General features: G+C 67.6%; 2 protein-coding genes and 1 pseudogene. 1 reads left to right on the top strand and 2 read right to left on the bottom strand.

Going from position 1 to position 4,078, the window contains the following annotated elements:
- On the bottom strand, positions 1-1,967 hold a 1,967-nt coding region (locus tag AC1DZA_RS20015), incomplete at its 3' end, for a CshA/CshB family fibrillar adhesin-related protein (protein ID WP_476774081.1).
- A gap of 265 nt (positions 1,968-2,232) precedes the next feature.
- Positions 2,233-3,302: pseudogene (locus tag AC1DZA_RS20010) on the bottom strand (IS256 family transposase).
- On the opposite strand from AC1DZA_RS20010, the gene AC1DZA_RS20005 reads away from it, so the two are divergent.
- The coding region (locus tag AC1DZA_RS20005; RefSeq protein WP_476774082.1) for a ParB/RepB/Spo0J family partition protein at positions 3,237-4,078 on the top strand (842 nt) is incomplete at its 3' end. The pseudogene AC1DZA_RS20010 and the gene AC1DZA_RS20005 overlap by 66 nt on opposite strands.

Below are 4,078 nucleotides of genomic sequence, written 5' to 3'. Positions count from 1 at the left end.
GCGCCCGCATCGGCCTCAGCCTGCGTGACCGCATGACCCGTCGACAACACACACGTACCACCCACCGGAACCGACGCGCATGTCTGCGAAGCACCGGTCAGCGCATCAGCCACGACCACACCGGTCAACGTGATATCACCAGTGTTCGTCGCCGTGAGCGTGTACGACAACGTGTCACCCACACTCACCGTCCCGGAACCATCCTCGTCCGCATTACCCGCCAACACCTTGTCGATCGACAACGCCGGGCTGCCAGTCATATTCGTGATCGTGCAGGTCACCGCGTCGCCGATGCCGAGCACAATCGACTTGACCGTGCCGGCCCCGGACGGGAGCACCGTCGTAGAAGCGGTGTTCTCGTTGGTGCACGACCACGACTGAATGTACTCGTCGAGGGTTGTCGAACCGGCAGTGGGCGTCTCGGCGAGCGTGAACGCCTCCGACCCGGGGAGCAGGGTGAGCGGCCCGGTCGTCGACGATGTCGAGGTCCCGGTCGTCGCGCTGCCGAGCAGCGTGCCCTGCGCTGAGGTGATCGTGGTAACGAAGGAGTCATCCGGGTTCACGCGCCCGTTGATCGCCTTGTTCAAGGTCAGCGTCGCCGTCTGGAATCCGAACACCGCCGCCTCGACACCCAATTGCGAGTTAACCATGGAGACCGTGTACGAGGTGGGATTCGTGGTCGCGAACACCGCTGACCCGTACCCGCCCGGGTTCTGCGGGTTGACACCCTGACACGACACGGTGGTCGTGCCCAGCCCGGTGATCGTTGCTGCGCAGCCGAGGCCGGACCGTTGGACCAGGCTCCATGGGGTGCCGGTCGTCGTGAACGTGAGGCGCTCGTTGGCTGCCGTCGATTCGCCGTCGCCCGCGACCATGCCGAAGTTGGGAACCGCGAGTCCGGCAGCATCGGTGACGACGAAGTTTCTCAGCTGCACAGTGGTTGTTCCTGTGGCGTTGCGTTGAAGGATCGGGCGGCCCGTGACACCCGGATACTGAACCGCCCACTGGCCCGAGTTGCTGCCCTGAGGGGCTGCGTTCAGCCCCGCGGCGTTGGCCCCGCCTGTGAAGATGTTGAAGTTCGCCGTATACCCGCCCGGGAGACTGAGATGGTAGTCCTGCCCTGCGGCCGACCGTGCAGTCGTCGCGCTGAACCCGGCGAAGTCGAGCCAGCAGATGTTGGCCGCCTGCACGCCCGACGTCGCGTAACTGCACCCTGTGGCCGCAGCGGCCGCAACCGGCTCGACGTCGAGTGCAGTGATCCCAGCGTCGTCGGCCCGCATCGGCGAGATTTCGCCCAGCACACGGTCCAATCCCTCCGGCCCGGCGGACTCCGGCCCAGCAGCCTCGTCGCCAACGACGGGCTCCCCGGTCGCATCGGACTCATTGCCTGCAGTATCCGGCGCCTGCGCCGCCGCCCATGACAGCACGATCTCACCGTCGCTGTCTGGGCCGGCTCCGCCCCCCACCGTGATCACGCCGTCCACGACGCCGTCCACGTCGCTCCGATCGCCACGGCCGCCGGCCGTGATGCGCGGCGTGCTGTCGACTGCGGGACCATCCCAGATCGTGGAGGAAGCGCCTGCCCCAGTTGCATCGGCGACACCGACGCTCAGCTCGAGGGTCTCCCCGGCCGCAAGCCCCGAAATCGTCCCGGTGGCGAGCTCGCCCGCGACCGCCGACCCCGGATCCGACGCCACGGTGCTGCCCCCAGCGCCCTTCAGCACGGCGTGAACCACACTGCCACCCTCTGGCACCGTGAACGACTGCAATTCCCCTGACGCGGTGAAGCGCAGGCAACTGGTATCCCCGGGTATCGGCTCGCACGCCGTGTCCTGAGCCGCTGCGGCCGGGAGTGCGAACACCCCACCCCACAACGTCACGACAGCAATCGCCAAGCTCGCTCCCAGCGCAGCCGCCGAAAGCATCCCCCCACGCTGCCCCGTGCGATCCCCGATCGTTGCACGCATGACAACTCCAAGGTCGGGCAACGCGTCTACACGCCGACCACGACAGCGCGATCCTTGCACCACACCCACCAGGCCACAAGCGCCCGAACTGGGGCCACGCCCGGCTCGATCCTGCTCATTATCGACCCCCTCATCGACGAGCGCCGGGACATCCGCCGCGGAGCTCGGCTGCGTCTACTGGGCGTCGCAGGTATGGTGCGCTGCGCACCCCGCTCTTTGGGCTCGGGACTTCCGCAGTAACGGTGGGTGAGGGTGCTGGCGGTTTCTAGTTGCCGGCCTGCTCGACGCGGCCGGGGTAGTTGATCGCGAATGCGTTCAGTGCGGGCTTCCACCTGATGATCCAGCGTGCCCGACCTTTGCCGGTGGGGTCAAGCGACCGCGTGACCAGGTAGAGGCAGCGCAACGCCGACTGCTCGTTGGGGAAGTGGCCGCGAGCTCGAACGGCTCTGCGGTAGCGGGCGTTGATCGACTCGATCGCGTTAGTCGTGCAGATCACCCGCCGCACCTCGAGGTCGTATTCGAGGAAGGGTACGAACTCGGCCCAGGCCGCGTCCCAGAGCCTGACGATCGCCGGGTACCGGTGACCCCAGTCGGTGGTGAACTGCTCGAACGCGGCCCGCGCTGCGGCCTCGGACGGTGCCAGATAGATCGGTTTGAGGGCGGAGCCGACCTGGGCCCAGTCTTTCTTGGACGCGTGCCGGAACGAGGCCCGCAGCAGGTGCACGACAGCACTGCTGGACCACGGTCCGCTCCCAGGTGGCCGTGACCGCGTCGGGTAGCCCCTTCAGGCCGTCACAGACCGCGATCAGCACGTCGCTGACGCCACGGTTCTTCAGCTCGCTGAACACGCTGAGCCAGAACCTCGCGCCCCCGCCACCGTCGCCGGCCCAGATCCCGAGGATCTCGCGTTCCCCGGCCGCGGTGACGCTCATGACGACGTAGAACGGGTGTTCCGTACCTTCACGACGATCGCATCCACGAAGATCACCGGATAGATCGGATCCAACGGTCTGGCGGACCACTCTGCCAGCTCGCCGGCGACTTTCTCCGTGATCCGACCGATCGTGTCCTGCGACACCCGGGCCCCGTACACGTCATCGAAGTGCGCCGAAATCTCCCCGGTCGTCAACCCGCGAGCCGACAAGGACAGCACGAGCTGATCGATGCCGTCCAACCGCCGCCGGCGTTTGGGAACGATCACCGGCTCGAACGTGCCCTCTCGATCCCGAGGGACTTCATCTGGACGGGGCCGACCCCACGCGCCTTCGCTTGCGCGAGCAGCTGCTCAGCGATCTGTCGTTCATCAAGGATCTCCTCCGTCACAGGATCGATCATCTCGGTCAATACGGTCGTGTCCATCACAGCCATACCTTTCGGTCAGGCCAGACCCCACCCACCGTTATCGCGGAAGTCCCCCAAGTGGGCGGGATGGTTGCCCAGTTGCGGGCCGAGGGGGTGGAGACCCCGGTCCTCGCGCGCCGGGACGATGACGGGAACGTGGTCGTGTGGGACGGGCAGCGCCGCCTCCTCGGCGCACGCGACGCGGGCATCTTGAAGGTGTTGGCGATCTTCGGCACCGCGCCGGGCGCCGACACCGAACGGATTCTGGGGCAGCTGAAGACGTTCAACCGGGCCGACCTGCCGGAGGTTGACCGGGCGGTCGCGTACGAGCAGTTGGCGTTCGCGGGCATCGACGTGGCCACCATCGCCGCCCGCACCGGCGACACCCCGGAGCGGGTGTCCGCTGCGGTCAAGGTCGCGAAGTCGGAGGCCGCCAAGCAGGCCGTCGCGGCGCTGGTGTCCTTCGAGCGGGCCCTCCTGGTCGCGGCCTTCGACGGGGACGAGGACGCCCAGCAGCGGGTACTCGACTGCGCGAACGATGACGAACTCGGGTGGGTGGTCGAGGAAATCCGCGCCGACCGTGCCCTGACCGCACACCGCACGCAGGTGATCGCCGGGTACGAAGCACAGGGGATCACGGTGTTCCAGTCCCGGTGGGCCGACAGCGGTGAGTTCGTGCGGGTGTACTCGCTGACCGACGCCGACGAGGACGCCACCGACCGGCCCCCGCTGGACCCGGACCAGCACGCCACCTGCGAGGGCCGCGCGTT

The organism is Agromyces sp. P2_B3, assembly GCF_056404815.1.
Note: the sequence above shows the minus strand (reverse complement) of the source record. Positions and strands in the feature narration are given on the sequence as shown.